Source organism: Micromonospora sp. NPDC005197 (assembly GCF_040608295.1).
Classification (GTDB): Bacteria; Actinomycetota; Actinomycetes; order Mycobacteriales; family Micromonosporaceae; genus Micromonospora.
Map to the genome: position 1 here is coordinate 1 of NZ_JBEXHY010000238.1, position 3,520 is coordinate 3,520.

Annotated in this window: 1 protein-coding gene and 1 pseudogene; both read right to left on the minus strand. The window is 69.7% G+C overall.

Annotated elements, in window-relative coordinates; genetic code table 11:
* Positions 1-110: 110 nt before the first annotated feature.
* Positions 111-2,945 carry a PQQ-dependent sugar dehydrogenase gene (locus ABZU46_RS31345; protein WP_354863309.1) on the minus strand — a complete coding sequence of 945 codons (2,835 nt, stop codon included), beginning with the start codon at positions 2,943-2,945 and terminating at the stop codon, positions 111-113.
* A gap of 87 nt (positions 2,946-3,032) precedes the next feature.
* Positions 3,033-3,520 (minus strand): annotated as a pseudogene (locus tag ABZU46_RS31350) (glycosyl hydrolase); the annotation flags it as partial.

Genomic DNA, 3,520 nt, shown 5'->3' on the forward strand with positions numbered 1-3,520 from the left:
GGCCCCCCGGCCAAGGGGGGGGGGCCCCACCCAGCGCGGGGGGGGGGCGGGCGTGGGGGGGGGGGGGGGGCCCGCGCCCCCCCCCCCCCCCGGCCCCCCCCCACCACGTGTCAGCCGGTGGTGAGGACGAACTTCTCCCAGGCCCCGACGGACGTACGGTTGGCGATCAGTGACCCGGCCCCGGCGTTCTCCGCGCACACGATCTGGTTGTTGACCGTGGCGCGCAGACTGACCGTCCCATCCGAGTTGGTGATGAGCTGGAAGGTCTCCCACGACCCGACCGACGTGGCGTTGGCGACCAACGCTGCGGCGCCGGCGTTCGTGGCCGAAACGTAGAGCCCGTTGGCACGTGACCGCAGCGCGATGTTGCCGTTGCCGGCGTCCACCCGGTCGAACTGCTCGGTCGTGCCGACGCTGGCCTTGTTGGCGATCAACGCGGTGCTGCCGACCGCCGACACGTACTGGTTGTTGACCTGCGCCCGCAGCGTGCTCACCGGCGTGCTGCCACCGGTGCCGGTGGTGAAGGTGAACGCGTCGACATCGAACAGGTAGCCCGACCCGCCCTTGAAGACCAGGTACAGCGTGGTCGACGCGCTGGGCGGGTTGCTGATAGTGGCTGACGCATCGACGAACGTCTCCCAGTTGCCGGTCACCGGAACCGTGACCGTGCCCAGCAGAGTGCCGGTGGCCGACCCGGTCCGGACCTCGATGGTGCCACCGGCGCCGGCCGACGACGCCCGCACGGTGATGCGGTTGGCGTTGGCCAGGTTGTACGGCGTGTACGAGATCCAGTCGTTGTTCTCGATGAACCCGGCCGTGCGGCCACCCTCGGCGCTGGTGTGGTCGGTGGCCTGGACACCGGACGTCGCGCCGAAGTGCTCACCCTGGCGGTGCTTCGGTTGCAGCGTCCTGATGCTGTGCGTGGTCAGACCGCCGTTGTCGGTGTAGGCGGCGTCGAAGACCCCGTAGATGTTGGCCGCGGAGTCGTGCTCCCCGTCGGTCGGCACGGTGATCGAGCCGCTGCACCCGTTCTTCGAGGTGATCTGGTGAGCGTGGCTGTCGTGGCCCAGCGCGTACGTCAGGCTCACCTTGGAACAGTCGATCGTGCCGTCCTGCGGGTCGCTCACGCTGATCTGGTACGACACCGTGTCACCGAAGTTGAACAGCTGCCCGTCGACGGGCGAGGTCAGCGTCACCGTCGGCGCGGTGTTTCCCACGGTGATGACCAGGCTCGCCGTACCGGTCAGGCCGGCCGGGTCGGTGACCTTCAGGGTGGGGGAGTAGGTGCCGTTGGTGGTGTACGTCTTGGTGGGGTTGGCCGCCGTCGACGTGGTGCCGTCGCCGAACGTCCACAGGTAGCTCAGCGCCCCGCCCTCGGGGTCGGAGCTGCCAGCCGACGAGAAGTTCACCGTCAACGGGTTGGCCCCCGACGTGGGGTTCGCCGAGGCGACCGCGATGGGGTTGCGATTGCCGCCGCCGATGTACTCGATCCGGAACAGCGCCTGGTTGTTCGAGCCGGTGCCGTAGTCCAGCACGTACAGCGCGCCGTCCGGGCCGAAGGCCATGTCCATGACCTGGGTGCCGCTCCACGGGAACGAGGAGATCTCGCCGCGGGAGCCGTCGGCGTTGATGGCGATCGGCTTGATCCAGCGTCGGCCGTACTCGCCGGCGAAGAACTGGCCGTTGAGCGACTGCGGGAACTTGATGCTGGAGTTGAGCGAGGCGTCGTACCGGTAGACCGGCCCGGCCATGGGCGACTCGGAGCCGCTGCCGAACTCCGACGGTGATCCGGAGTCGCCGGCGTACTTGATCCAGGCCGGCTTCGCCGCGGGCAGCGTGCCGAGGCCCGTGTTGCGGAACGAGTTGTTGGTCGGCCCGCCCGTGCAGTTGTACTTCGACTGCGACGGCCCGGACGGGAACGTGTATTCATTGTATGTTTCGGTGCTCGTGTTGCTGCCGGTGCAGTACGGCCAGCCGAAGTTTCCGGGCGCCGTGATGCGGTTGAACTCCACCTGACCCTGCGGACCCCGGCTGGAGTTGGTGCTCCCGGCGTCCGGGCCGTAGTCGCCGACGTAGACGACGCCGGTCGCCTTGTCGACGCTCATCCGGAACGGGTTGCGCATACCCATCGCGTAGATCTCCGGACGGGTGTTGGCCGTGCCGGGCGCGAACAGGTTGCCCGACGGGATCGTGTACGTCCCGTCCGCCTGCGGCTTGATCCGCAGCACCTTGCCCCGCAGGTCGTTGGTGTTGCCCGCCGAGCGCTGGGCGTCGAACTGCGGGTTGCGGTCGGTCCGCTCGTCCAGCGGCGCGTAGCCCGACGACTCGAACGGGTTGGTGTCGTCGCCGGTGGTCAGGTACAGGTTGCCGGCGGCGTCGAAGTCCAGGTCACCGCCGACGTGGCAGCACTGCCCACGGTCGTTGGCGACCTGGAGCACGATCTTCTCGCTGCTCAGGTTGAGCGTGTCGTCGCTGTTGAGGGTGAACCGGGACAGCCGCAGGTGCCCCTTCCACCGGTCCCAGTCCGACTGCGTGCCGGTGGTGGGGGCGTCCCCGGACGGGGTGCTCAACGTGGGCGAGTAGTACAGGTAGATCCATCTGTTGGTGGCGAAGTTGGGGTCGACGGCGACGCCCTGCAACCCCTCCTCGTCGTGCGTGTAGACGGACAGGGTGCCGGAGACCTTGGTGTTGCCTGCCACGTCGGTGACCCGCAGGACGCCGTTGCGGGCGGTGTGCAGCACCGAGCGGTTGGGCAGGATGGCCAGGGACATGGCCTCGCCCAGCTCGGCCGAGCCGGTGGCGAGTTTGACCTGCTGATAGTCGCTGGCGGGGATAACCACCGCCTGGGCGGCGGTGGAGGGTGCGGCCACGGCCAGGGTCACACTCGCGACGGTGGTGACCGCCGCGACGAGTGCCCGGGACCAGCGCCGGGGGTTCGAGAGCATGATCGTCCTTCCTCGACGACCAGGGCCGGGCGTGCGGGGGCGCACCACGGCCAGGTGAGGGTGGTGAAGAAGCGAGCCGCGGCGCGGTCAGTTGGTGACGAGGTTGAACTTCTCCCACTGGCCGATGGAGGTCCGGTTGGCGATCAGCGGGGAGGAGCCCCCGTTGTCGGCGGCCACGTACCGGCTGTTCACGGTGGCCCGCAGGCTGACCGTGCCGTCGGAGTTGCGGATCAGCTGGAAGGTCTCCCACGCGCCGGCGGTGGCCCGGTTGGCGATCAGCGCGGCGGCCCCGGCGTTCTCGGCGGCGACGTACTGCCCGTTGCTCTTGGCGCGCAGCGCGACGTTGCCGTTGGCGAGGTTGACCAGTTCGAACCGCTCGCTGGTCCCGGCGGAGGTCTTGTTGGCGATCAGCGGGGTGGTGGCGTTGGGCGCGCTGACGTACTGGTTGTTGGCGAGGGCACGCAGGGTGGAACCGGTGGCGGCGGGCGGCGGGGTGGTCGGCGGGGCAGTCGTCGGCGGGGCCGTGGTGGGCGGCGCGGTGGTCGGCGGCGCGGTGGTGGGCGGCGCGGTGGGCG

Bases quoted from the DNA above. Each gene is read 5' to 3' on its own strand.
- ABZU46_RS31345 (WP_354863309.1), bottom strand. From the start codon at position 2,945: ATGCTCTCGAACCCCCGGCGCTGGTCCCGGGCACTCGTCGCGGCGGTC.